A 22,616-nucleotide genomic window follows, 5' to 3' on the forward strand; every position below is an offset into this window, starting at 1 on the left:
CGGCGTTCAGCCAGTAACTCGCATTGAAAGGGCTGCTCATGCGCAGCGCCATGGGCGACACATCGACCAGTTTGTCGGTGGGCATCTTTTCCACGGGCTCTGCGCCCATGTCGATACCCTGTACACCGTGGATGTCGCTAGCCTCATTCGCCCGTTCTGCTTGGCTGGTGGATGCAGAACGGGCTACAGAAAAGAATAGAAACACCTGAACGGTATCTTGCGGTCGCCCCAGTAATCGGCAGCGTCGCGGAAGATGTCGAGCAGCTGCTCGCGGGCTTCCTTGTCGAACTTGCCCGTGGCGGGGATCTGCTCCAGCACCACGATGAAACCGGGCTGCGGTCCCGATTTGTGCAGAGGGTCCGTCATGCAGTCGTACAGCGCATCGAAGTTCTTGCCGAAGTGCGACGGAAAAGTGAATTGCCCGGCAATCAGGTCCAGCACATCCTGCTTGGACTGCGCGTGGGCCAGGTTGGCGTACAAGAAATGGTGACCCATGGAGGTGGCTGCATCCTGCAGGTCCTGCACGCGGAAGGCGCGAATGGACTGCACGATGTTGGTGCGCACGCCACGCAGTGGCGTTTCCTGGTCTTTACGAAGTGGCGTCTGCATCTCCGCTACTCTTTCTTTTTAAAGTCCACAAACTTCTGGCATTTCGCAGGACTGCGGGATGCAGCCTGCGGGTGGGGGATTCAAGGGGGCGCGCTGACCGCTGCCAGCGTATCTCTGGCCTGCGTGCAGCGCAACGGGGTCACTCGACGATTTCGCGAAAACTGGCGTAGTGATCGCTGGTGTAGTAGCAGGCGTCCGGCGTCCGGGGCTTGCCGCCACACACAATGCGCCGGGCTCCCCGGTTGCGCGATCCTGGTGTTCTGACGGTGTACTCACGGTAGTAACCCCGCTTGTGGGCGGGCAACAGCCGCTCGCGATTGCCAAAAACCGTTCCGTCCTTGTCATACGGAAAGGGCCCTCCTTCATGAATCAGCGCGTAGGTTGCGCGCCCTTGGGGCGGCAACTCGGCCAATGCAATGGGGGGAATGGAGCCGGTGGTGGACGGGGAGTTCCGGGCATGCCCCGCAACCGGGGACAACACGAACGCAACACCCAGAACACACAAAAACCCTGCTTTGCGCGCCCGGGTGGCTACAGCCTTCAGCATCAACGAACCTTTCACACGACTTATGCAATTCGGGGACGGGCAGTCGCTCATCCTCTAAAAACGCACTTCATACGCCCTTGTTTGCATAAGTCCAGCGTCCAGAAACCTACGGGTTAACCCGAAATTTCGAGCCGCTAGTGTCGCTCAACAGCCCCCAAAAAGCAAGCGCCTGCACAAAGATTGGGCAGGCGCTGAAGGGAAAAGCAGGCACTTAAAGTTAGTGCTTGCTATTGTTCACAGGCTTATCTTGACGCGTTGGCGTCCGCCACCGTCAAAGCTGTCATGTTGACAATCCGGCGCACCGTGGTGCTGGCCGTCAGGATGTGCACCGGCTGTGCCGCACCCAGCAGCACCGGCCCGATGGCGATGTTGCCGCCCGCCGCGGTCTTGAGCAGGTTGTAGGAGATGTTGGCGGCATCAATGTTGGGCAGCACCAGCAGGTTGGCATCGCCAATGAGGTCACTGTGCGGCATGAGGACCGCACGTGCCTTGCCGTCCAGGGCCACATCGCCATGCATTTCGCCATCCACCTCCAGCCAGGGAGCCTGCACGCGCAGGAGCTCCAGCGTCTGGCGCATCTTGACCGCGCTGGGCTGGTTGCTCGAGCCAAAATTGGAATGCGACAGCAATGCCGCCTTGGGCTTGATGCCAAAACGCATCATCTCCTCGGCCGCCATGACGGTGATCTCGGCCAGCTGCTCTGCGGTGGGATCGTAGTTGACGTGCGTGTCCACCAGGAACACCTGGCGGTCAGGCAGCAGCAAGCCATTCATGGCAGCGTAAACGTTCACGCCGGCGCGCTTGCCAATCACCTGGTCGATGTAATTGAGGTGCAGCGCCGTGTGGCCCCACGTGCCCACAATGAGGCCGTCCACCTCGCCCTTGTGCAGCAACATGGCGCCGATGAGTGCCAGACGGCGGCGCATCTCGATCTTGGCAATGGAGACCGTCACACCCTTGCGCTCGGTCATGCGGTGGTAGGTCTGCCAGAAATTGCGGTAGCGGTGGTCCTGCTCGACGTTGACGATGTCGTAGTCGCGCCCTTCCTGCAGGCGCAGGCCAAACTTTTCGATGCGCTGGGCAATGATGGCGGGGCGCCCGATGAGCGTTGGGCGGGCAATCTTCTCGTCCACCACGATCTGCGCGGCACGCAACACGCGCTCTTCCTCGCCCTCGGCATAGGCCACGCGCTTCTTCACGGCGGCCTTGGCAGCGGTGAAGATGGGCTTCATGGTGGTGCCCGAGGCATAGACGAAGGTCTGCAGGTGGTCGCGGTACGCATCCATGTCCGGGATGGGACGCAACGCCACGCCACTGTCTGCGGCCGCCTGGGCTACCGCGGGCGCAATCATCATCATCAGGCGCGGGTCAAACGGCTTGGGGATGAGGTAGTCGGGCCCGAACGCCAGCGGTTCGCCCACGTAGGCGGCGGCCACCACCTCGCTCTGCTCGGCTTGGGCCAGCTCGGCGATGGCGTGCACCGCGGCAATCTCCATCTCGGGTGTGATGGTGGTGGCACCACTGTCCAGCGCACCCCGGAAGATGTACGGGAAGCACAGCACGTTGTTCACCTGGTTGGGATAGTCGGTGCGGCCGGTGGCCATGATGGCGTCGTCGCGCACAGCCTTCACATCCTCGGGCTGGATCTCGGGGTTGGGGTTGGCCAGTGCAAAGATCAGCGGGCGCGGGGCCATCTTGCGCACCATGTCCTGCTTGAGCACGCCACCGGCCGACAGGCCCAGGAACACGTCAGCGTCAGCGATCACCTCCGACAGCGTGCGCGCTTCGGTCTTCTGGGCAAAGACGATCTTGTCCTCGTCCATCAGCTCGGTGCGGCCCTCGTACACCACGCCGGCCAGGTCGGTGACCCAGATGTTCTCGCGCGGAATGCCCAGCTTGACCAGCAGGCCCAGGCAGGCCAGTGCGGCGGCCCCGGCACCGGAGGTGACCAGCTTGACCTTGCAAGGATCCTTGCCCGCCACCTTGAGCCCGTTGAGGATGGCCGCGCCCACCACAATGGCGGTGCCGTGCTGATCGTCGTGGAAAACCGGGATCTTCATGCGCTCGCGCAGCTTGCGCTCCACGTAGAAGCAGTCGGGCGCCTTGATGTCTTCGAGGTTGATGCCGCCAAAGGTCGGCTCCAGGCTGGCAATGATCTCGACCAGCTTTTCGGGGTCTTTCTCGTTGATCTCGATGTCAAACACATCGATGCCCGAGAACTTCTTGAACAGGACGGCCTTGCCCTCCATCACCGGCTTGCCCGCCAGCGGGCCAATGTCGCCCAGGCCCAGCACGGCCGTGCCGTTGGTCACCACCCCTACCAGGTTGCCCCGGCTGGTGTATTTGAAGGCGGCATTGGGGTCCTTGACGATTTCTTCACACGGGGCCGCCACGCCGGGTGAATAGGCCAGCGCCAGATCGTGCTGGTTCACCATCTGCTTGGTGGCCGCAATGGCGATCTTTCCGGGCTTGGGGAATTCGTGGTATTCGAGAGCGGCACGGCGCAACTGGGCGCGCTTGTCGGGGTTATTGTTGTTGTTCTGGGCCGTGGTGTTCTCGGGCATTCAATGTCTCCAACTCAGGATGGGTGCGAAAACCGGTCTCCAAGGGGCGCTGCAGCTGGCAGAACGGCTTCGCTAGGGTCTGCGATTGTAGGACGCGGGTCGTGAAAACCCTAGTAAGCGAATCTGCTTACGCGGGTGGATCAGTGTTGACCTGATGTGCACCAATCCGGCCGCCATGATGCGGCGCAATGCAAACGCCCCACAGCCTTTGGGGCTGTGGGGCGTTTGCAGGGGTGCGAAACGGCGGCCCCGCACTGCGGAGCCCACGCACGTCTTGGCCAGGTCTCAGCGGCTGCTCGGAAAGCTGAACACCGCCCCCTCGCGCACACCGGCACTCGGCCAGCGCTGGGTGATGGTCTTGCGCTTGGTGTAGAAGCGCACGGCGTCGGGACCGTAGGCGTGCAGGTCGCCAAACAGGCTGCGCTTCCAGCCGCCGAACGAGTGGTAGGCCACAGGCACGGGCAGGGGCACGTTCACACCCACCATGCCCACCTGGATGTGGTCGGTGAAGTAGCGGGCTGCTTCGCCGTCGCGCGTGAAGATGCAGGTGCCGTTGCCGTATTCGTGGTCGTTGATGAGCTGCATGGCTTCCTGCAGCGTCTTCACGCGCACCACGCCGAGCACGGGGCCGAAGATTTCTTCCTGGTAGATCTTCATGCCGGGCTTCACGTTGTCGAACAGGCAGGCGCCCAAAAAGTAGCCTTCCTCATGGCCTGCCACCTTCACGCCACGGCCATCCACCACCAGCGTGGCGCCTTCAGCCACGCCCTGGTCCACATAGCCCTTCACCTTCTCGAAGTGCGGCTTCGTGACCAGCGGGCCCATGTCGTTGCTGTTGTCGGTGCCGGGGCCGACCTTCATCTTGGCTATTTCGGTCTTGAGGCCCGCGATCACGGCGTCACCCACCGCGTCGCCCACGGCCACCAGAAGCGGAATGGCCATGCAGCGCTCGCCGCACGATCCGTAGGCCGCGCCCATCAAGGCGCTCACGGCGTTGTCCACGTCGGCGTCGGGCATGAGCACGGCGTGGTTCTTGGCGCCGCCCAGGGCCTGCACGCGCTTGCCGTGTTTGCAGCCTTCGCTGTAGATGTATTCGGCAATCGGCGTGGAGCCCACAAAGCTCACGGCCTTGACGCGTGGGTCTTGCAGCAGAGTGTCCACGGCCAGCTTGTCGCCGTTGACGACGTTCAGCACGCCGGGCGGCAGGCCCGCCTCCAGCGCGAGCTGGGCGATGAACAGCGTGGAGGACGGGTCGCGCTCCGAAGGCTTGAGCACAAAGGTGTTGCCACACGCCAGGGCCATGGGCCACATCCACAGCGGCACCATGGCCGGGAAGTTGAAGGGCGTGATGCCGGCGGTGACGCCCAGCGCCTGGAACTCGCTCCACGAGTCAATCGACGGGCCGACATTGCGGCTGTGCTCGCCCTTGAGCAGCTCGGGCGCGTAGCTGGCGTATTCCACGTTCTCGATGCCGCGCTGCAGCTCGCCGTGCGCATCGGCCAGCACCTTGCCGTGTTCGGCGGTGATCAGGGCGGCGATCTTGTCGGCGTTTTCTTCGAGCAGGACTTTCAGCTTGCTCATCACGCGGGCGCGCTTCAGGGGCGGCGTGTTGCGCCAGGCCGGGAAGGCGGCTTCGGCCGAAGCAATGGCGGCCTCCACAGTAGCCTTGCTGGCCAGCGCCACGCTGGTGGTCGACTGGCCCGTGGCGGGGTTGAACACCGGCTGCGTGCGCGCCGTGTCCGCAACGATCTTGCCGTCAATCAGGTGGCCGATGGTGGAGGTGACGTTCTTGTCGTGGTTCATGGTGATTTCAAGCAAAAAGTGCCTCTAGCGCTTATCCATCAAGCGCCACAGGCTATGAAAAAATGAGTAACTAAGCACTCTCGGCCTGCACTTGCAGTGTGGGGAGCACATGGCCCAGGGCCCGTTCGACGTACTCCTGCTTTTCGCCCACCGGGGCAAAGTAATGCAGCACCTCGCGCGCGGCATCCAGCCCCTTGAGGCGGGCGATGAGCCAGGCGACCAGGTATTGCGAGGCCAGGCAGCCGCCCGCCGTGGCCACGTTGCTGCTGGCGGCGAAGGGCCTCGGCACCACGGCCACGCCCGCCTGAACCACCCAGGGTTTGCTGGTCAGGTCCGTGCAGGCAGGCACGCCGCCGAGCAGGCCCAGGCGGCCCAGCAGATAGGTGCCCGAGCACTGCGCGGCCAGCAGCTGGCGCTCTGGGTTGAGCACGCGCAGCTGCTCCATGATGGCCGCATCGTTGGCCACCTCGCGCGTCTTCATGCCGCTGCCCACCAGCACCGCATCGGCCTGGGCCAGCTGACTCAGGTCTTCATGGGCATCGATGGTCAGGCCGTTCATGGACGTGACGCGGCGCGCGGGACTGGCGATGCGCACCTGCCAATCCAGGTCCCCCAACAGGGCGATGCGGTTGAGCATGCCAAAGGCCACCAGGGAGTCGAGGTCGTTGAAGGCATCGAAGGTCAGGATGGCGATGTGCATGGCGGGCAAGGGGCTTGTGGGGCGGAGGCTCAGGCCGTTTCGGCCAGGGCATCGCCCAGGGCGTTGACCAAGCGGTCGATCTCGGCACGTTCGCTGATGAACGGTGGCGCCAGCTGGATGGTGTCGCCGCCGTAGCGCACGTAAAAGCCCTTCTTCCAGCAGTTCATCGCGATCTCGTACGGGCGCTTGGCGGGTTCGCCTGGCACCGGTGCAATGGTGAAGCCCGCAGCCAGGCCAAAGTTGCGGATGTCCAGCACATGCTTGGCGCCCTTCAGGCTGTGCACAGCCTGCTCAAAGTACGGCGCCAGCGCCTTCACGCGGCCGATCATGTCTTCCTTTTGCAGGATGTCGAGCGCCGCAATGCCCGCCGCGCAGGCCACGGGGTGGGCCGAGTAGGTGTAGCCGTGCGGGAATTCCAGCATGTACTCGGGGCCGCCCGCCGCCATGAAGGTGTCGTAGATCTCCTTGGTGGCCACCACGCCGCCCAGCGGCTGCGCGCCGTTGGTGACCTGCTTGGCAAAGTTCAGGATGTCGGGCGTCACGCCAAAGGCCTCGGCACCCGTCCAGGCGCCGCTGCGGCCAAAACCGCTGATCACCTCGTCAAAAATCAGCAGGATGTTGTTTTGTGTGCAGATCTCGCGCAGGCGCTGCAGGTAGCCCACGGGCGGGATCACCACACCGGCCGAGCCCGAGAAGGGCTCGACGATCACCGCGGCGATGTTGCTGGCATCGTGCAGCGCAATCACGTCCAGCAGGCGGTCGGCCAGCTCTTTGCCGGTGGGAGGCATGCCTTTGTGGAACGAGCCTGCGGGCGGCTGGGTGTGGGGCAGGTGGTCGGCCTCCACACCTTGGCCAAACAGCTTGCGGTTGGCCACGATGCCGCCCACCGAGATACCGCCAAAGTTCACGCCGTGGTAGCCCTTTTCGCGGCCAATCAGGCGCGTCTTGGTGCCCTGGCCCTTGGCGCGCCAGTAAGCGCGCGCCATCTTGAGGGATGTGTCGGCCGACTCGGAGCCCGAACCGGTGAAGAACACATAGTCCAGGCCCGCAGGCGTCAGTTCCTTGATTCGGTTGGCCAGCTCGAACGACAGGGGGTGGCCGAACTGGAAGGCGGGCGCGTAGTCCAGCTTCATCGCTTGCTTGCCGATGGCCTCGGCGATCTCGCGGCGCCCATGGCCCAGGCCCGCGCACCACAGGCCCGAGAGGCCATCAAAAATCTTGCGCCCGTCCGCATCGGTGTAGTAGGCGCCGCTGCCCTCCACGATCATGCGCGGGTTGGCCTTGAACTGGCGGTTGGCCGTGTAGGGCATCCAGTGCGCGTCCAGCCATTCGGCGTCCATGCGGGGGCCTTCGGCGCCAGCGGCGGGTTTTTCGATGTTGACGAAGCTCATGGGGTTCTCCAGTGCAAAGACGGCGACACAAGGCGGGCAGCCCCCAAGGATGGAGGCAGGACGTGGGCCATTGTTGCGCTGCCTGTTAATCTCTCCAATACTCCAATATCAATGTTTACTTGACGGTTTATGCAAGTAAAAACACCTGCACCCCACCCTTCCCCCAAACACCGCGCCGTACTGGGCCAGCTCAGCGACATGGACCTGCGTCTGCTGCAGGTGTTCAAGAGCGTGGTCGAGTGCGGCGGCATGTCGGCCGCCGAGCTGGAGCTGAACATCGGCACCAGCACCGTCAGCCGCCACATGAAAGACCTGGAAACCCGCCTGGGCCTCACCCTGTGCCGCCGGGGCCGCGCGGGCTTCGCGCTCACGGCCGAGGGCCAGCGGGTGTATGACGAAACCCTGCGCCTGCTGTCGGCCGTGGATGCGTTTCGCAGCAGCATCGACGACATCCACCGCCGCATGGGCGGGCGCCTCGACGTGGCGGTGTTCGACAAGACGGCCAGCAACCCGGCCGCGCACATTGGCGATGCGATTGCGCTCTTTGCCAGCCAGGCGCCCGAGGTCAGCCTGCAGATGCATGTGGCGTCCATCCCGGCCATCGAGCGCGGGCTCATCGACGGCAGTTTCCATGTGGGCATCATCCCGGCGCACCGCACGTCGCAAAGCCTGGTCTATGCCGATCTGTTCGCCGAAACCATGCTGCTGTACTGCGGCGCGCGCCACCCGCTCTTCGGCCAGGACCATGCTGCGCTGACCTGGGAGTCTCTGCGCGCCTACCAGTTTGCGGGCCTGGGCTACCACTCGCCCAACATGGAGCTGAGCCACAGCACCCGCCTGCCGCGCAAGGCCACGGGCTTCGACCAAGAGTCGATTGCCACGCTGATCCTGTCAGGCCGCTACCTGGGCTTTTTACCCGACCACTACGCCGAAAGCTTCGAGCGCCAGGGGCTCATGCAGGCGGTGCTGCCCGCACAGTTTCACTACCGCTGCCAGTTTGTGAGCGTGCTGCGCAAGTCGCCGCAGCCACCGCGGGCGGCGCAGGCGTTTGCGCAATGCCTGCTGCAGGCGCATGGTTGATGGCTTGCCCGCGCCGCAGCGCAGGCAGACAATGCCAGCTCTTTCGGCGCATTTTTTGTGGGGCACACATGGCAAACATCTCTTCGATTGGCAGCTCTGGCCTGCAGGCCGCTCAGTTGCGGCTGGATGCCTCGGCCAACAACGTGGCCAACATGAACACGCCCAGCTACCGCCGCCAGGTAGTGCAGCAGGAAGCGGCTGCCGACAGCGCGGGCGTGCGTGCCACGGTGCAGCGCCAGCAAGAGGCCGAAGCGGTGGCGCTGGAGAAAGAAGCGGTGGAGCAGATGTCGGCCACCTACGCCTTCAAGGCCAACCTGCAGACCATCAAGACGCAGGACGACATGATGGGCTCGCTGCTGAACATCAAAGTCTGATTCGGCCCGCCCCGGAGCCAACCAACGAGTCAATGCCCCGCATGCGGGGCATTGCTGTTTTTGCGGCAGGGGCAGTGCGTCAGGCAGTCGGCGCAAGCCCTGCCAGGCGCCGGACCAGCCAGCGCTGAAAGGCCAGCCCCGTCGCCGTGCGGCTGTGCAGTGGAATCGTGACCATGGTGTTCTCCTTGACGACAAAAGATTCACGCCGCCTGCGGGGCATTGCGGCCGGAGGCACGGCGCGCTGCGCGGTCCCAGGCTTTTTCATGGAAGAAGAAGGCCACGGCCTGCACCGTGGGTTCGAGCAGGCTGAGCGTGAGCGAAGCCCACAGGTTGCCGGTGACGGCATAAGCGACCAGTGCCGCCACACAGATGTGGATGATGTAGTAGCTGCCGGTTTTCATCAGCATCGTTTTGTTCTGGCGGGCGGCGCGGCGGATGTGGGACATGGCGTATTCCTTTTCTTCTCAACCTCCCTGCCGTGGCGGGAAGGGCTGTTGAAATGATAGTGATTCTCAATAGAAATAGCCAATTGATACTCACTAATCCGCAGATAGCAGCTATCAAAAGGCGCCGCAGCCGCCCATGCAGATACGCCGTGCCGCATGCGTGAAACAGTTCACACAATGCGCCCAAATTTTGCCGGGGTGCGCCATGCCCTCGTTGCTATGATGGCCGCTCTTTTGCCCAACCCCTTACTACCAACGGGAGCACCGCATGGCCCTCATGGACTTCATCAAGAAACAGTTCATCGACATCCTGGAGTGGACCGAGGACGGCGATGGCACCCTGGCCTGGCGCTATCCGATGGCGGGGATGGAAATCCAGAACGGCGGCACGCTGGTGGTGCGCGAGTCGCAGATGGCGGTGTTCGTCAACGAAGGCCAGGTGGCCGACGTGTTCGGCCCCGGCACCTACAAGCTGACCACGCAGACCCTGCCGGTGCTGACCTACCTGAAGAACTGGGACAAGCTGTTCCAGTCGCCCTTCAAGAGCGACGTGTACTTCTTCAGCACGCGCCAGCAGATCGACCAGAAATGGGGCACGCCCCAGCCCATCACCATCCGCGACAAGGACTTTGGCGCGGTGCGCCTGCGTGCGTTTGGCAACTACGCCTACCGCATCGCCGACCCCAAGCTGTTCCACACCGAAATCTCGGGCACGCGCGACAGCTACCCCGTGGCCGACCTGGAAGGCCAGCTGCGCGGCATGGTGCTGCAGAACATCAGCAACGCCATTGCGGGCAGCGGCCTGCCGTTTCTCGACCTGGCCGCCAACCAGGTGATGTTTGCCGAGGCGCTTGCCAAGGAACTCACCCCGCACTTTGCCAAGATTGGCCTGGTCATCGAGAGCCTGACGGTGCAGAACGTCTCGCTGCCCGAAGAACTGCAGAAGATCCTCGACCAGAAGATCGGCATGGGCATGGTCGGCAACGACATGGCCAAGTTCATGCAATACCAGACGGCGCAGGCCATTCCCAAGTTTGCCGAAGGCGGCGCGGGCGGTGGCGGCAGCGGTATTGCGGGTGACGCCATGGGCCTGGGCGCCGGGGTGGCACTGGGCCAGGTGCTGGCGCAGAACCTGGCACAAGGCCTGCAGACCCCCGTGGCACCCGCAGCGGCAGCGGCCGCCCAGGCCGCGGCGGCCCCGGTGGGCGTGAAGCCCGAGGACGTGATGGCCACGCTGGAGAAGCTGGGCGAGCTCAAGTCCAAGGGCATCCTGACCCAGGAAGAGTTCGACGCCAAGAAGGCCGAACTGCTCAAGAAGCTGGTCTGAACCCGGTCACTATAAAAACAATAGCTGCTTGCGCTTGAGGGATAAGCGCCAGAGGCCAAGTTGGCTTCGAACCGACCGTGCTGAACGGTGCAGGCAGCCCCCGCCCGATGGCCACCGACCCCACCCAGCGTTACTACCGGGCGCCCTGCCCGGGCTGCGGCGCGCCGGTTGAATTCCGCAGCGCGCAGTCCACGCACGCCGTCTGCGGCTACTGCCAGAGCACCGTTGTGCGCAGCGGCGACGTGCTCACGCGCCTGGGCAAGATGGCCGAGCTGTTCGACGACCACAGCCCCCTGCAGCTCATGGCCAGCGGGCGCATCCAGCTTGACGGCAAGGATGTGCCCTTCACCCTGGTGGGTCGCCTGCAATACAAAGGCGATGCAGGGGTCTGGACCGAATGGGCCGCCTTCCTGAACGATGGCACGTTGGCGACGCTGGGCGAGGACAACGGTGCCTACGTCTTCACGCGCCCCATCGACCCCGGTCGCGAAATGCCTGAGCCCGAGCGCTTTCGCATCGGCACCACCACCGCCATCAACGGCAAGCCCTACAGCGTGGCCTACACGGGCCAGGCGTCGCTCATCTCGGCCCAGGGCGAGCTGCCCAAGCTGCCCCCGCTGGGCCAGCCCTTCGGCATGGTGGAGCTGCGCAGTGCCGATGGCGAAGTGGTCAGCATCGACTACGGCCACACCCCGCCCGGCGTGGAACGCGGCCGTGCCGTGCTGCTGGACGACCTGCAGCTCCAGGGCCTCAAGGACGAATCCGCCAAGGACGAGAAAGGCCGCCAGTTCAACTGCCCGCACTGCGGCGCGCCCGTGCAGGTGCAACTGGCCACCACCAAAAGCCTCACCTGCCGCTCGTGCGCCAGCATCATCGACCTCAGCAGCGGCGTGGGCGGCGAACTGCGCTCGGCCGAGCAGGACGAGCCCGTGCGCCCCATCATCCCGATGGGCAGCAAGGGCCAGTTGCAGGGCGTGCACTGGCAGGTGGTGGGTTTTCAGCACCGCATGGGCGTGGAGCCGGGCGACGACGAACACTTTGGCTGGAGCGAATACCTGCTCTACAACCAGAAGCGCGGCTTTGCCTTTTTGGTCGATTCGGAAGAAGGCTGGAGCATGGTGCGCCCCACCACCGGCGCACCACAGATGGCGGCCAATGGCCGCAGCGCCACCTACCTGGGCACCAAGTACGACCTCAAATACAGCTACGAGGCCGAAACCACCTACGTGCTGGGCGAGTTCTACTGGCAGGTCACGCGCGGGCAGAAAACCAGCAACCGCGACTTTGCCAGCGCCAAAGGCCTGCTGTCGATGGAGCAGACCCCGAGCGAGGTCACCTGGTCAAGCGGCGACAAACTGGCTAGCGACACCGTGGTTCAGGCCTTCAAGCTCCAGGACAAAAAAGACGTGCTCCAGCGCGACGACCCCGGTCCCTTTGTGGCCGCCAAGGGTGTGGGCTGTGCCACCATCATCCTGATCGCTGTGGTCATCCTCATCCTGCTCATCATCCTGAGCAATTGCTCCGGCTCGTCGGGCAGCGGCTACCGCAGCTCGGGCGGCTCTTTCGGCGGCTACTCGTCCGGCGGCAGCCACAAGTAGCGTGCGTCCATGTACACCAACGTTTTCAAGGAGATCACACCATGATGGGAATCGAATGGCTCCGGCCCGCAGCCTTCCTCGGGTCCATGCTGTATGCGCTGATTGGCGTGGTCATCTTCTGGGTGTGCTTTGTCATCATCGACAAGATCACCCCCGCCGACCTGTGGCGCGAAATCGTCGAGAAGCAGAACCAGGCCCTGGCCATGGTGGTGGCCGCGATGTGCCTGGGGATCAGCATCATCGTGGCGGCGGCCATCCACTGAGGCCGATGGGTGGGTACTGCCACCCCACCCGTGTGAAAATCCTGGCGCGCCACACTACACCACGGCGCAGTCCCCGCGTGACGGTCCCGGTGCCGCATGCCGTGCAATGTCCCCCGCGCCGCTTCACACCCCTTCCCCATGAACGAATTCCTCTCGTGGAACCTGCTCCACCACCGCCCGTGGGACACCCAGCCCCGCCTCACCGACGCCGAAACTGACGAACTCTTCGAGCTGATGGGCGACCCATCGCTGAACGACGACGCCATGAGCATCGACATGGCCGACGGCTACATGACGGCCATCGCAGCAGGCCCGTCCCCCGTGCTCGTGCATGTGTGGCTGGAAGACATCTTTGCCCAGCCCACGCTGCCCCTGCCGCACGACCCGGCGCGCCAGCAGCGCCTGCTGCAACTGCTGATGCACCGCTATGCCGACATCCAGGCGGCCCTGGCGGTGCGCCCGGCTGAAGCCTCGGTAGACGCCCTCTACACGCCGCTGTCGTCGGTGGTGGCCGAGGGCGACTGCATCACCCCTTACCAGCTCAACGCCCAAGGCGATCGCACAGGCGACTGGGAGCTGAAAGACTGGGCCGAAGGCTTTCGCCGGGCCGTGGCCACCGATGAAGAATGGGAGCCCTTGATGGCAGACCCACAAGCTGCGGCCCTGCTGGCCCCCGTGGTGCTCTACGCCATGGGCTACAACCCCGACCGCCCAGAATTCCAGCTTGAAGCCGAGAGCGCAGAACTCTTGCCCGCACTCATTGCGTCGGTGTACGGCGTGCGCGACTGGTGGCGCAGCTACTGGCGCACCCACGGCGCCGGCTCCGCGCACCCCGTGAACCTCCCCACCGTGCACGACACCCCCAAAGTTGGCCGCAACGACCCCTGCCCCTGCGGCAGCGGCAAAAAATTCAAGAAATGCTGCGGCGCCTGAGAGGCCCTTGACAGATTGACGCCACCACGCACGGACCCGCCAAGCCTCCTCCGATCGCCCCTGAGACCTACCCCGCATGCCCACCCTCGACTGGCTCCACCGCGCCGCCGCCTTCTCTGTTGCCGATCAGGTGCCCTACCGCCTGCTGGAAACCGTGTCGCACCACGGCAGCAGCGGCCAAAGTAGTCAACGCAACAGCACCGACAACCTGTTCATCCACGGCGACAACCTCGAAGCGCTCAAGGCCCTGCTGCCCTTTTACCGGGGCCGCATCAAGTGCATCTTTATCGACCTTCCCTACAACACCCAAAGCGCGTTTGCGCACTACGACGACAAGCTCGAACACAGCCAGTGGCTCAGCATGATGCTGCCCCGGCTGGAGCTGCTGCGGGATTTGCTGAGTGAGGACGGCTCCATCTGGGTGACCATTGACGACAACGAGCTGCACTATCTCAAGGTGTTGATGGATGAGGTGTTTGGGCGGGGGAATTTTGTGGCGAATGTGTTCTGGCAAAAGACACATACGCGTGAAAATCGGACAGACATTTCTGCAGTGCACGACCACCTGATAGTGGTTGCCAAGAATCGTGAAGGGTGGAAGGAAATCAGAAACATGCTGCACTCATCGGAAGAGCAGCTAGGCCGATTCACCAATCCAGATGACGATCCTCGTGGCGTTTGGGCCTCTCTGCCTGCGCACGCGAAGGCAGAGAAAGGGCGGCGTGAAGCGCAGTTCTTCACGATCACGACACCTTCGGGACGAAAGATTGACCCACCTCCGGGCCGTTGCTGGAAGCCCGGCCGTTACCCCGCGCCGGTTCTGTCGCGCTACGCAGGGCGCTATCAATTCGCCAAACACTACTTTCCGGTGCTGGCCGAGCTGAAGGACGGTGGGGAAGAGTTTGTCTGCGCGCAGCAGATCGACAAGCACCCGCAAGTCAAACACTGGGTACGCAATCTGGACACGGCCCCTTGCGGATTCGGTCTGCCCACATCGCGCGGGCGTTTTTACGCCGACTTTGTGGCCGAGCTGGCGGATGGCCGCGTGGCCTTGCTCGAATACAAAGGCGCCCATTTGCTGAACGATCCGTATGAGATCGAAAAGAGCCAAGTGGGTGCGTTGTGGGCGCAAACCAGCGGCGGTCGCGCGGTGTTCGGCTGGCTGACCAAGCAACAGGGCGGCAAAGACCTTCAGCAACAACTGGACGTGGTACTTGCATGACAGAGCCGCAGTCTGCGCCGCTGCAGGCACAAGGTCCGGCCCCCTCCGGCCCCCGCCCCATCGAAGTCGCCCTGCTCATCAGCGTGTTCGTGGTGGCCGCGTGCGGCCTGCTGTACGAGCTGGCGGCGGGCGCGCTGGCTTCCTATGTGCTGGGCGACTCGGTGCTGCAGTTCAGCACCATCATCGGCACCTACCTGTTTGCCATGGGCGTGGGCTCGTGGCTGTCTCGATATTTTGAGCGGCAACTGCCCGCGCACTTTCTGCGCATCGAGCTGCTGGTGGCGTTGATTGGCGGGCTGCTGCCGGCCACGCTGTTTCTGGCCAATGCGTACACGCCCGGCGCGTTTCGCTTTTTGCTGTACGGCATGGTGCTGATGGTTGGCACGCTGGTGGGCCTGGAGATTCCGCTGGTCATGCGTATCTTGAAGCGCAACGTGGCGCTCAAGGACCTGGTCTCGCAGGTGCTCACGTTTGACTACCTGGGCGCGCTGGCGGTGTCGATGGCGTTTCCGCTGCTGCTGGTGCCGCACCTGGGGCTCATCCGCACGGGGCTGCTGTTTGGCGTGATGAACGCGGCCGTGGCGGTGTGGGCGGTTTGGCTGTTCCGGCACGAGCTGCGGCGCGTGAAGGCGCATGTGGCGGCGTGTGTGATGGTGCTGGGCATTCTGCTCGCGGCGCTGGCGGGCGCCGAGCACATCACGAGTTTTGCCGAAGACAAGTTTTATCAGGACCGCATCGTGTTCAGCACCGCGTCGCCCTACCAGCGGATTGTGGTCACGCAGGGGCGTGCGGGGCACCGGCTGTACCTGAACGGCAACCTGCAGTTTGCGCAGGCCGACGAGTACCGTTACCACGAGGCCCTGGTCCACCCCGCGATGGCATCCCACGGCGCGCCCAAGAAGGTGGCAGTGCTGGGCGGCGGCGACGGCATGGCGGTGCGCGAGATATTGAAGTACCCCTCGGTCGAATCCGTGACGCTGGTGGAGCTGGACCCGGCGATGACGACGATCTTCAGCGAGAACCCCACGCTCGCGCGGCTCAACGACCATGCCCTGCAAAACCCCAAGGTGAAGATCGTCAACACCGACGCGTTTGGCTGGCTGCAGGAAGGCCAGGACATGTTTGATGTGATCGTGGTGGACTTTCCTGACCCCACCAATTTTTCCATCGGCAAGCTGTACACCAACAGCTTTTACGCGCTGCTGGACAGGCGCCTGGCCGCCAGCGGCTATGCGGTGGTGCAGACCACGTCGCCGCTGGTGGCACGCCAGAGCTACTGGACAGTGGCGCAGACCATTGAATCCGTGGGCCTGCGGGCAGCGCCGTACCACGCGCACGTGCCCAGTTTTGGCGAATGGGGTTTCATCATCGCCAGCCGCAGGCCCTGGCGGTTGCCTGATGCGCTGCCCGCAGACCTCCGGTTTCTGAGTGCCGACACATTGCCGCTGCTCTTTGACTTTCCGCTCGACATGGCGCGCGTGCCTGCCGAGGTGAACCGGCTGTCGAACCAGGCGCTGGTGCACACCTACGAACGGGAATGGGGGAAACACTGAGAAGCCTCCCTGAGCCGCTGTGTGTCGCCGTTATCAGCGAGCGTATGAAGGACGCGGCCGAATGCCAACGCCCGGAAATCCAACAATCCGTTCACGCTGAGCTTGTCGAAGCGCGGCGCAAGGCTTCGACAAGCTCAGCCCGAACGGTGGTGGGTGGTTCAAGGCACTCAGCCCCCACGGTGTTGGATGATTGACTGCAGATCCCTTTAAAAAAAGACACTCCACGCCATGCAACGCCGCCATTTTCTCGCCACCGCTGCCGCCTCGGCCGCCATGGGCGTGCTGCTGCCAGGCTGCGAGCGCGCACCGCGCGCGCTGCAGGGCGGCTTCACCGGCATCGACATGGCGCGCGGGCACCAGCTACGCGACCTGCTCCAAACCGGCAACTTGCCGGCGCCCACCGTGGTGCGCCGCGCGCAGGTCATCATCGCGGGCGGTGGCGTGGCGGGGCTTGCAGCGGCACGGTCGTTGCGGCTGGCGGGGGTGAACGACTTTGCACTGCTGGAGCTGGAAGACACCCCCGGCGGCAACAGCCGCGGCGGCGTGGTCAGCGGCATCGCCTGCCCGCTGGGCGCGCACTATCTGCCCGTGCCCGGCGACGACGCGCGCGAGGTGCAGGACCTGCTCGAAGAACTGGGCCTGCGCCGCCGGGTGGCCGGGCGCTGGCAGTACGACGAACGCCACCTGTGCCACAGCCCCCAGGAACGGCTGTTTTTTGACGGCGAGTGGCAGGAAGGCCTGCTCCCCGTGCAGGGCGTGGGTGAGGCCACACTGGCGCAGTACCGGCGCTTTGCCGTGGCGGTAGAGCGTGAGTCGAAGGCCGCGCGGTTTGCCATGCCCGCACTCAAGCTTTGGGGCACAAAACAACCGCTGGCGCCCGCCCATCAAGCGCTGGACGCTATTATTTTCAGTGTCTGGCTGGCGCAAGAAGGCTTGGACGACGAGCACCTGCTGTGGTACCTGAACTACTGCTGCCGCGACGACTATGGCGCGGGCACCGACCGGGTATCGGCCTGGGCGGGCATCCACTACTTTGCCAGCCGCCACGGCTTTCACGCGCCCGGCGATGCGGTGGACGAAGCGCGCGAGAGCGTGCTGACCTGGCCCGAGGGCAACGGCTGGATCACGCACCGGCTGGCCGAACCACTGCACACCGGGGGCCAGTTGCGCACCGCCACCAGCGTGCTGCGCATCACCGAAAGCCGCCATGGCGTGCAAGTGGACGCCTTCAACCACGCCACTGGCAGTGTGGAACGCTGGCAGGCGCCGCGCTGCATCGTGGCGCTGCCGGTGTTTGTGGCGGCGCGGGTGGTGCAGAGCCCGCCCGCGTTCCTCGCCGCCGCCGCGCAGCGCCTGCAGTGGGCGCCCTGGCTGGTGGCCAACATCCACATCGACAGCCCGCTGACCGACCGCCCCGGCGCAGCGCCTGCATGGGACAATGTGCTCTACGCCGACCCCACCGCAGGCGGCCTGGGCTACGTGAACGCCGGGCACCAGCGGCTGGACGTGGGCGCCGCCATGGCCGGGCCCACGGTGCTCAGCTACTACCAGGCGCTGGGCGATGTGCCCGATACTCGCCAGCAACTGGCCACGGCGCCCTGGCAACAGTGGGCCGACGCGGCGTTGACCGCCCTGGCCGTGCCGCACCCCGACCTGCGCCAGCGCGCCACGCGCGTGGACATCACCCGCTACGGGCATGCCATGTCCATCCCGGTGCAGGGTACGCAGAGTTTTTTAAGCCAAATTGGCCTCCAGCGCTTATCTGGCAAGCGCAAACAGCTATCAAATGGTGAGCAAGCTGCCTGGATACCCACCCCCGCCACAGCGAGGCTCGCGTTTGCGCACAGCGACTGGTCGGGCTACTCGGTGTTTGAAGAGGCCTTCACGCGCGGGCATGGGGCGGGGCTGGTGGCAGCATCGGCCTGACTGGCACCACCGCGCCCGCGCGCGTGACGAGGCCGCGCCGCGTGGGCGTCAGAGTCGCGGTGAGAGTTGCGTCATGGCAGCGTCACGCAGCATCGGCATCGTGGCGGCTTTCCATCTGCCGTCATCCACCACCATGTCCCGACTCTCTGCCCTTGCCGCCTGCGCCTTGCTGGCGTGCACCGCCACCAGCCCCGCAGCCATCGCCCAACAGGCCTACCCGGCCACGTTGTCAGGCCACGCCCTGCTGCCCGCCCTCACCATGATCGCCGCACCCCAGGACGCACCGCCGGATCTGCGGGTGGCGGGCAAGTTCACCACGCCCCGCCGTGTGGACGCCGTGGGTTCGGTACCCGGTCTCTCGGGTGGGCGCAACACCGGTGTTGCGCTGCCTTTCCAGGGGCAGCCTGTGCAGGGCCACTCGGGCATCAAGCGCATGGCCGATGGCAGCTTCTGGCTGCTGGCCGACAACGGGGCCGGCAGCAAGGCCAACTCGCCCGACTTCATGCTGCACCTGAGCCACTACACCGTGGACTTCCAAAGCGGCCAGTTCCAGCGCAAGAACACGGTGTTCCTGCACGACCCCGACAAGAAGGTGCCGTTTCGCATCACCCACGAAGGCACCGACAAGCGCTACCTGACGGGCGCCGACTTTGACCCCGAAAGCTTCCAGTTCGCCGGGGGCGCGCTGTGGATCGGCGAAGAGTTTGGCCCCTTCCTGATCAAGGCCGACCTGAACGGCAAGGTGCTGGCCGTGTTCGAAACCCAGGTGGACGGCAAGGTGGTGCGCTCGCCCGACGCCCCCGGCGTGTTGATGCCCGGCGCGCCCGATGCCAAACCCACACCGTTCGCGGTCAAGCGCTCCAAGGGTTACGAAGGCATGGCAGCGTCCAAGGACGGCAGCAAGCTGTATGCGATGCTGGAAGGCGCGCTGTGGAACGAGGACGCCAAAGCGTATGAAAACGTGGGCGGCAAGCAGTACCTGCGCGTGCTGGAGTTCGACGTGAAAAGCGAACAATGGACCGGCCGCCACTGGAAGTATGTGATGGAGGCCAACCACCACGCCATCGGCGACTTCAACATGATCGATCAGACCACCGGTTTGATCATCGAGCGCGACAACGGCGAGGGCACGGCCGACAGGGCATGTCCTGCAGACCAAAAGCGCACGGACTGTTTCCACGACCTGGCCAGGTTCAAGCGCGTCTACAAGGTCGAAATGAGCGACGCCAACGTGGGCGGCGAAATCCGCAAGGTGGGCTACATCGACCTCATGAACATCCAGGACCCCAAGCGCCTGGCCAGGAAGCCGCTGAACAACGGCGTGTTGACCTTCCCGTTCTTCACCATCGAGAACGTGGACATCGTGGACGGCACCCACATCGTGGTGGGCAACGACAACAACCTGCCTTTCAGCAGCAGCCGCGACCCCAACAAGGCGGATGACAACGAGCTGGTGCTGCTGGAAGTGGGCGGGCTACTGCAAGCCAAGTAACCCGGCGCCAGCGCGCGGCGGGGGCCGGGTGGCAAAATTCCCGGTTCCCGTTCCAACGCTCCACAAGCCGCGCCACCATGTTCACAGGCATCGTCCAAGCCACGGCAGGCATTGCTGCCATCCACGACCGCGCAGGCCTGCGCACCTTCACGCTCGACTTCCCCGAGGGCTTCTGCCAGGACCTGGCCATTGGCGCCAGCGTGGCCACCGATGGCGTGTGCCTCACGGTCACCGAGATCCTGTCGCCCACGCAGGCCAACTTCGATGTGATGCTGCAGAGCCTGAACATCACCACGCTGGGCAGCTACGGCGAGGGCGACCGTGTGAACGTGGAGCGCGCGGCCAAGGACGGTGCCGAGATCGGCGGCCACCCGCTGTCGGGCCATGTGGACTTCACCGGCACGCTCATCGAGCGGCGCGAGTTCGACAACAACCTGGTGTGGCGCGTGGCCGTGCCCGAGGCGTTTCGCCGCTACATCTTTGCCAAGGGCTACATCGCCATCCACGGCGCCAGCCTGACGGTGGCCGAGGTGAACCGGCAGGAGGGCTGGTTCGAGATCTGGATGATCCCCGAGACCCGCCGCGCCACCGTGTTTGAAGCCAAGAAGGTGGGCGACCGCCTGAACATCGAAATCGAGCGCAGCACCCAGGTGGTGGTGGACACCGTGCGCGAGGCCGTGCAGGAAAGCCTGGGCCGCCTGCAACCGGTGCTGGAGGCGCTGCTCAAAGAAAAGGGCCTGTCGCTGGACGACTTCGTGCAGGCGCCCGTGCTCCCCCACTGATCGGTCGCTACGTTTCCATGTCTGCAGTGGTGCGCCCGCTGACGCGCCGCCTGGCCGAACCCCTGCGCGCGGGCGGCCAGCTGCGCACCGGCTGCAGCGTGCTGCGCATCACCGAGGGGCGCCACGGCGTGGAAGTGGACGCCTACAACCACGCCAGCGGCAACGTCGAGCGCTGGAAGGCACAGCGCTGCGTGGTGGCCCTGCCAGTGTTGGTGGCGGCCCGCGTGCTGCCAACACCCCCGGCCTTTCTGCGCGAGGCCGCGCAGCGCCTGCAGTGGGCGCCCTGGCTGGTCGCCAACATCCACATCGACGCGCCGCTGCAGGACCGCCCCGGCGCCGCGCCCGCCTGGGACAACGTGCTGTACCAGGACGCCAACCCCGGGGGCCTGGGCTATGTGGATGCAGGGCACCAGCGGCTGGACCCACGCTCCACGCTCACCGGCCCCACGGTGCTGAGCTACTACCAGGCGCTGGGCGACCTGCCGCAGGGCCGCGAACAACTGGCCACGCGGCCCTGGACGCACTGGGCCCATGCCGCACTGGCCACGCTGGCCGTGCCCCACCCCGACCTGGCACGCCGCGCCACGCGCGTGGACATCACGCGCTACGGCCACGCGATGGCCATCCCCACGCCGGGTTCGCTCGGTTTTTTCAGCCAGATCGGCCTGCAGCGTCCGGCTGGATTGCGCAAGCCGCTATTGAATGGAGAGCGCGCACCCTGGCTGCCCACGCCCACCACGGCACGGCTGGTGTTCGCGCACAGCGACTGGTCGGGCTACTCGGTGTTCGAGGAAGCCTTCACGCGCGGGCATACGGCCGGGTGGGTGGCGGCCGGGTAGGTTGACCCACATGAACGGCCTTTGAACACGCTGTTCAGCACCGGTTCATCGCCACCGGCGCACACTGCAGGCACAGTCACTTCCGACTGGCGTTCTCAGGAGAGTGCCATGAACACCACCGCATTGATTTCCGCCGCCCTGCTGGCCTCGCTTTTCTCGGCCCCGCTGCTGGCGGGGCAGCACGACGGGGGCCAGCAGCGCGATTCGGCCCACCACCGTACGTTGGCAGACAAACGCAGTCTGCAAGACATGCAGATGGTGCCCACCCGCGTGAACGCCCAGGAGGCTGGCCACGGCTGGCAGTTTTTCTCCGACCCGGCCACGCACCACGCCGTGGCCATCAGCCCCCAGGGGGACTATTACTTCAGCCGCGGCAAGGGGCTGCACTGGGTGGCTGCCGATCTGTCGGGCCGCTGAGCGGCGGGGCTGGCAGTGCGCAGGTAAGGCGCGGGCAGGACGCGGGCGGGCGTGCCAGCTCACCCCCGCAGCCATGCGCTGATGAGCCGTTCCGGCCGGGGCACCGTGATCTTGCGGCCCTTCATCTGCAGCAGCCCTGACTGCTGCAGCTCTTGGAGGATGCGCGAGAAATGCTCAGGGGTCAGATTCAGCTGCGAGGCGATGGCGTTCTTGGTGGTGGCAAGGGTGGTTTCAAACGGCACGCCGACATTTTTGCAAGAGTGCATCAGGTAGGCCACGAACCGCTCGGTTCCGTTGCTCAGGGATTGCCGCTGCAGTTCGCGTACCAAGCCCTCCACCCGCAGGCTCAGCCCGGCGATCATGGCGCGCACAAACCGGGGGTTGCGGTCCAATTCATCAAAAATCGCTTCACGGGAGATGCGCAGCAGCAGCGTGTCGCTGGCGGCCTCAGCGGTCACCACGGCCGCCCGCTCCAGGAACATCACGGACTCGCCAAAACACTGGCCCGGCCCTACGATGCCGCTCAACCGCTTGTCTCCCTTGGGCGTGCAGCCCCACAGCCTGACCTCGCCATAAACCACCATATACATACCGTTGACCGGGTCGCCCCGTCTAAACACCGGCTCTGTACGCTCAAACATGTGCCGCGTGGCCGCCGCCGCCAGGCGCGCAAGCGTTGCGGTGTCCAGCGTCTGGAACAGGGGCAGGCGTGCCAGGAGCACTTCGCTGGGGATCTCGCGCCGCGCCATG

20 protein-coding genes and 1 pseudogene are annotated in these 22,616 nt (G+C 64.9%); 13 read left to right on the forward strand and 8 right to left on the reverse strand.

What is annotated here, in order from left to right; genetic code table 11:
- Window positions 1-183: 183 nt before the first annotated feature.
- From AAFF19_RS00645 to AAFF19_RS00670, 6 genes are all read right to left on the reverse strand, one after another.
- Complete coding sequence (locus tag AAFF19_RS00645) at window positions 184-609, reverse strand: barstar family protein (protein WP_008903005.1); 426 nt, start codon at window positions 607-609, stop codon at window positions 184-186.
- Between the two features lie 139 nt (window positions 610-748).
- The gene (locus AAFF19_RS00650) at window positions 749-1,156 is read right to left on the reverse strand and encodes a ribonuclease (RefSeq protein ID WP_008903004.1); all 408 of its coding nucleotides are present in this window, start codon (window positions 1,154-1,156) and stop codon (window positions 749-751) included.
- A 242-nt stretch (window positions 1,157-1,398) separates the two neighbouring features.
- Entirely contained in the window at window positions 1,399-3,720 is a 2,322-nt protein-coding gene (locus tag AAFF19_RS00655; RefSeq protein ID WP_342721058.1) for an NADP-dependent malic enzyme, read from the reverse strand.
- Between the two features lie 285 nt (window positions 3,721-4,005).
- Window positions 4,006-5,523 carry a CoA-acylating methylmalonate-semialdehyde dehydrogenase gene (locus tag AAFF19_RS00660; protein ID WP_342721059.1) on the reverse strand — a complete coding sequence of 506 codons (1,518 nt, stop codon included), beginning with the start codon at window positions 5,521-5,523 and terminating at the stop codon, window positions 4,006-4,008.
- Between the two features lie 70 nt (window positions 5,524-5,593).
- On the reverse strand, window positions 5,594-6,223 hold the full coding sequence (locus AAFF19_RS00665; protein WP_342721060.1) for a DJ-1/PfpI family protein: 630 nt from the start codon (window positions 6,221-6,223) through the stop codon (window positions 5,594-5,596).
- Between the two features lie 29 nt (window positions 6,224-6,252).
- On the reverse strand, window positions 6,253-7,614 hold the full coding sequence (locus tag AAFF19_RS00670; protein ID WP_342721061.1) for an aspartate aminotransferase family protein: 1,362 nt from the start codon (window positions 7,612-7,614) through the stop codon (window positions 6,253-6,255).
- Window positions 7,615-7,743: 129 nt separating this feature from the next.
- On the opposite strand from AAFF19_RS00670, the gene AAFF19_RS00675 reads away from it, so the two are divergent.
- Window positions 7,744-8,694 (forward strand): LysR family transcriptional regulator, encoded by a 951-nt coding sequence (locus AAFF19_RS00675; protein ID WP_342721062.1) that lies wholly within the window; start codon window positions 7,744-7,746, stop codon window positions 8,692-8,694.
- A 68-nt stretch (window positions 8,695-8,762) separates the two neighbouring features.
- Window positions 8,763-9,068, forward strand: coding sequence for a flagellar basal body protein (locus AAFF19_RS00680; protein WP_008902999.1), 306 nt, complete (start codon window positions 8,763-8,765; stop codon window positions 9,066-9,068).
- A gap of 200 nt (window positions 9,069-9,268) precedes the next feature.
- On the opposite strand, the gene AAFF19_RS00685 is transcribed toward AAFF19_RS00680, so the two are convergent.
- Entirely contained in the window at window positions 9,269-9,514 is a 246-nt protein-coding gene (locus AAFF19_RS00685) for a DUF2061 domain-containing protein (protein WP_008902998.1), read from the reverse strand.
- Between the two features lie 268 nt (window positions 9,515-9,782).
- Here AAFF19_RS00685 and AAFF19_RS00690 point away from each other — a divergent pair, with 268 nt between their 5' ends.
- From AAFF19_RS00690 to AAFF19_RS00740, 11 genes and pseudogenes are all read left to right on the forward strand, one after another.
- Entirely contained in the window at window positions 9,783-10,841 is a 1,059-nt protein-coding gene (locus tag AAFF19_RS00690) for an SPFH domain-containing protein (protein WP_008902997.1), read from the forward strand.
- Window positions 10,842-10,948: 107 nt separating this feature from the next.
- A complete protein-coding gene (locus AAFF19_RS00695) occupies window positions 10,949-12,439 on the forward strand; it encodes a DUF4178 domain-containing protein (protein ID WP_342721063.1) in 1,491 nt (496 codons plus the stop codon).
- Window positions 12,440-12,480: 41 nt separating this feature from the next.
- Window positions 12,481-12,702, forward strand: a complete 222-nt coding sequence (locus AAFF19_RS00700) for a DUF350 domain-containing protein (protein ID WP_034692548.1) — start codon at window positions 12,481-12,483, stop codon at window positions 12,700-12,702.
- 138 nt (window positions 12,703-12,840) lie between these two features.
- The gene (locus AAFF19_RS00705) at window positions 12,841-13,635 is read left to right on the forward strand and encodes a UPF0149 family protein (RefSeq protein ID WP_342721064.1); all 795 of its coding nucleotides are present in this window, start codon (window positions 12,841-12,843) and stop codon (window positions 13,633-13,635) included.
- A gap of 76 nt (window positions 13,636-13,711) precedes the next feature.
- Window positions 13,712-14,857 carry a site-specific DNA-methyltransferase gene (locus AAFF19_RS00710; protein ID WP_342721065.1) on the forward strand — a complete coding sequence of 382 codons (1,146 nt, stop codon included), beginning with the start codon at window positions 13,712-13,714 and terminating at the stop codon, window positions 14,855-14,857.
- Window positions 14,854-16,410, forward strand: a complete 1,557-nt coding sequence (locus tag AAFF19_RS00715) for a polyamine aminopropyltransferase (RefSeq protein WP_342721066.1) — start codon at window positions 14,854-14,856, stop codon at window positions 16,408-16,410. Before AAFF19_RS00710 ends, AAFF19_RS00715 begins: the two co-directional genes overlap by 4 nt.
- A gap of 228 nt (window positions 16,411-16,638) precedes the next feature.
- Window positions 16,639-18,336 (forward strand): NAD(P)-binding protein, encoded by a 1,698-nt coding sequence (locus AAFF19_RS00720; protein WP_342721067.1) that lies wholly within the window; start codon window positions 16,639-16,641, stop codon window positions 18,334-18,336.
- 133 nt (window positions 18,337-18,469) lie between these two features.
- Window positions 18,470-19,828, forward strand: a complete 1,359-nt coding sequence (locus tag AAFF19_RS00725) for an esterase-like activity of phytase family protein (RefSeq protein WP_342721807.1) — start codon at window positions 18,470-18,472, stop codon at window positions 19,826-19,828.
- Window positions 19,829-19,905: 77 nt separating this feature from the next.
- Window positions 19,906-20,610, forward strand: coding sequence for a riboflavin synthase (locus AAFF19_RS00730; protein WP_008902991.1), 705 nt, complete (start codon window positions 19,906-19,908; stop codon window positions 20,608-20,610).
- Between the two features lie 38 nt (window positions 20,611-20,648).
- Window positions 20,649-21,449, forward strand: a pseudogene (locus AAFF19_RS00735) (FAD-dependent oxidoreductase); the annotation flags it as partial.
- A gap of 108 nt (window positions 21,450-21,557) precedes the next feature.
- Window positions 21,558-21,866 (forward strand): hypothetical protein, encoded by a 309-nt coding sequence (locus AAFF19_RS00740; protein WP_114656065.1) that lies wholly within the window; start codon window positions 21,558-21,560, stop codon window positions 21,864-21,866.
- 59 nt (window positions 21,867-21,925) lie between these two features.
- Here the strand turns inward: AAFF19_RS00740 and AAFF19_RS00745 are convergent, their stop codons facing one another.
- Entirely contained in the window at window positions 21,926-22,615 is a 690-nt protein-coding gene (locus tag AAFF19_RS00745) for a Crp/Fnr family transcriptional regulator (protein ID WP_114656066.1), read from the reverse strand.
- Window position 22,616 lies beyond the last annotated feature (1 nt).

It is taken from the genome of Acidovorax sp. FHTAMBA, from assembly GCF_038958875.1.
GTDB lineage: Bacteria > Pseudomonadota > Gammaproteobacteria > Burkholderiales > Burkholderiaceae_C > Acidovorax.

Excerpts from the sequence above, each read along its gene's own strand:
- AAFF19_RS00705 (WP_342721064.1), top strand. The coding sequence starts at position 12,841 with ATGAACGAATTCCTCTCGTGGAACCTGCTCCACCACCGCCCGTGGGAC.
- AAFF19_RS00655 (WP_342721058.1), bottom strand. The coding sequence starts at position 3,720 with ATGCCCGAGAACACCACGGCCCAGAACAACAACAATAACCCCGACAAG.
- AAFF19_RS00690 (WP_008902997.1), top strand. The coding sequence starts at position 9,783 with ATGGCCCTCATGGACTTCATCAAGAAACAGTTCATCGACATCCTGGAG.
- AAFF19_RS00700 (WP_034692548.1), top strand. The coding sequence starts at position 12,481 with ATGATGGGAATCGAATGGCTCCGGCCCGCAGCCTTCCTCGGGTCCATG.
- AAFF19_RS00710 (WP_342721065.1), top strand. The coding sequence starts at position 13,712 with ATGCCCACCCTCGACTGGCTCCACCGCGCCGCCGCCTTCTCTGTTGCC.
- AAFF19_RS00670 (WP_342721061.1), bottom strand. The coding sequence starts at position 7,614 with ATGAGCTTCGTCAACATCGAAAAACCCGCCGCTGGCGCCGAAGGCCCC.
- AAFF19_RS00665 (WP_342721060.1), bottom strand. The coding sequence starts at position 6,223 with ATGCACATCGCCATCCTGACCTTCGATGCCTTCAACGACCTCGACTCC.
- AAFF19_RS00715 (WP_342721066.1), top strand. The coding sequence starts at position 14,854 with ATGACAGAGCCGCAGTCTGCGCCGCTGCAGGCACAAGGTCCGGCCCCC.
- AAFF19_RS00695 (WP_342721063.1), top strand. The coding sequence starts at position 10,949 with ATGGCCACCGACCCCACCCAGCGTTACTACCGGGCGCCCTGCCCGGGC.
- AAFF19_RS00675 (WP_342721062.1), top strand. The coding sequence starts at position 7,744 with ATGCAAGTAAAAACACCTGCACCCCACCCTTCCCCCAAACACCGCGCC.
- AAFF19_RS00720 (WP_342721067.1), top strand. The coding sequence starts at position 16,639 with ATGCAACGCCGCCATTTTCTCGCCACCGCTGCCGCCTCGGCCGCCATG.
- AAFF19_RS00730 (WP_008902991.1), top strand. The coding sequence starts at position 19,906 with ATGTTCACAGGCATCGTCCAAGCCACGGCAGGCATTGCTGCCATCCAC.
- AAFF19_RS00740 (WP_114656065.1), top strand. The coding sequence starts at position 21,558 with ATGAACACCACCGCATTGATTTCCGCCGCCCTGCTGGCCTCGCTTTTC.
- AAFF19_RS00745 (WP_114656066.1), bottom strand. The coding sequence starts at position 22,615 with ATGGCGCGGCGCGAGATCCCCAGCGAAGTGCTCCTGGCACGCCTGCCC.
- AAFF19_RS00685 (WP_008902998.1), bottom strand. The coding sequence starts at position 9,514 with ATGTCCCACATCCGCCGCGCCGCCCGCCAGAACAAAACGATGCTGATG.
- AAFF19_RS00650 (WP_008903004.1), bottom strand. The coding sequence starts at position 1,156 with ATGCTGAAGGCTGTAGCCACCCGGGCGCGCAAAGCAGGGTTTTTGTGT.
- AAFF19_RS00645 (WP_008903005.1), bottom strand. The coding sequence starts at position 609 with ATGCAGACGCCACTTCGTAAAGACCAGGAAACGCCACTGCGTGGCGTG.
- AAFF19_RS00680 (WP_008902999.1), top strand. The coding sequence starts at position 8,763 with ATGGCAAACATCTCTTCGATTGGCAGCTCTGGCCTGCAGGCCGCTCAG.
- AAFF19_RS00660 (WP_342721059.1), bottom strand. The coding sequence starts at position 5,523 with ATGAACCACGACAAGAACGTCACCTCCACCATCGGCCACCTGATTGAC.
- AAFF19_RS00725 (WP_342721807.1), top strand. The coding sequence starts at position 18,470 with ATGTCCCGACTCTCTGCCCTTGCCGCCTGCGCCTTGCTGGCGTGCACC.